Raw genomic sequence first — 1,682 nt, forward strand, 5'->3', positions numbered from 1 at the left:
CGCACCGCCAGCTGCGGCTCACCCGCAGCCAGCGCCCACGGCAGCACACCCGACAGCTCCTCGCCGTCGACGTCCAACAACACGAGGCGGTCCGGAAGCTCGGACTGCGCGGAGCGCACCAGACCCCACACGGAGGCGGCGGCCAGATCCGTCAGCTCGGTGCCCGGCTCGGGCGCGACCGCACCCCTGGTCAGCAGGACCAGCCGGGAGTCGGCCCATCGCTCGTCGGCGATCCAGGCCTGGACGGTCTCCAGCACCCGGGCGGCCGTCTCACGGACACCGAGCAGCGGGTTCTCGTCAGCGGAGGCCACCGGGAACACCACGGTCCGCGGAGCATCGGCCCCGCCATCGACCGCCGCGGCCAACGCCGCCAGGTCCGCGTACTGCTCCAGCAGCACACCGGACTCCGCCGTCCACTCCGCAACCCCTCCGGGCTGCTCACCGAGCCAGGCCCAGCGGTCCGCGGTCTGCTCAACTGCCGTTGCCGGAGCGGTGAGCGCGGTCCAGTCGAGACGGAACAGCGACTCCTGCGCGCCACTCGCGGCGCGGGCCGCCTGGATCAGATCAGCGGCAACGGGCCGCAGCATCAGGGAGTCGACGGAGGCCACCGGGGTTCCGGTGGTGTCCGCGACGTGGATCGACACCGCGTCCGTGCCCGCCGAGGCCAGCCGGACGCGCAGTTCGGTGGCGCCGACCGCGTGCAGGGACGCGCCCGACCAGAGGAAGGGCAGCCGGCCCCGGTCGTCCTCGCCGAGGAAGTCGCCCAGCCCCACCGCGTGGAGGGCGGCGTCGAGCAGGGCGGGGTGCAGGCCGAAGCGGGCAGCCGCCGGGTGCTCGTCGGCCGGCAGCGCGACCTCGGCGAACACCTCATCGCCGCGACGCCACGCGGCCCGCAGGCCCTGGAACACCGGACCGTAGACGAACCCGCCCTCGGCGAACCGCCCGTAGACGTCGGACACGTCGACGGCCTCGGCACCCTGCGGCGGCCACACGGACCAGTCGCTTGCCACGCCGGCGGTCGCTTCGACTGCCAGGGTGCCGGTGGCGTGGCGGACCCATTCTGCTTCCAGGTCCCCGTCGGTCTCCTCGTGGACCCGGGAGTGCAGGGTCAGGAAACGGCGACCGGACTCGTCCGGTGCGCCGACGGCGAGCTGGATCTGGACACCACCGCGCTCGGGCACCACCAACGGCGCCTCAAGGGTCAGCTCCTCCACGTGCTCACAGCCCGCACGCTCGCCGGCGCGCAGCGCCAGCTCCAGCATCCCGGTGCCGGGCACCAGGACGGTGCCGGCCACGGCGTGATCAGCAAGCCACGGGTGGGTGCGCAGGGACAGACGGCCGGTGAAGAGCAGACCGTCACCACCGGCGAGGCCGACAGCGGCACCCAGCAGCGGGTGGTCGGCCGAACCCAGGCCGGCGGAGACAACATCACCCACACCACCTTCCGGCGCGTCCAGCCAGTAACGCTCGTGCTGGAAGGCGTAGGTGGGCAGGTCGATACGGCGGGCACCCTGGCCCGCGAAGAGCTGCTGCCAGTCGACGGTGACGCCATGGACGTGTGCCTCGGCCAGGCCCTGGAGCAGGGCGAGCGGCTCCTCCCGGTCACGACGCTGGACCGCGACGCAGGTCGCGTCCTCGCCGTCCAGGGTGTCCGCGGCCATCGCCGTCAGCACACCGTCCGG

General features: G+C 73.5%; 1 protein-coding gene. It reads right to left on the minus strand.

Features of this window, described 5'->3' with window-relative positions; genetic code table 11:
* Positions 1-1,661, minus strand: a 1,661-nt coding sequence (locus ACIRYZ_RS46510) for a polyketide synthase dehydratase domain-containing protein (protein WP_402955827.1), incomplete at its 3' end; no start/stop codon positions are given.
* Positions 1,662-1,682 lie beyond the last annotated feature (21 nt).

The organism is Kitasatospora sp. NPDC101155, assembly GCF_044768305.1.
In the GTDB taxonomy this organism is placed as follows: Bacteria; Actinomycetota; Actinomycetes; order Streptomycetales; family Streptomycetaceae; genus Kitasatospora.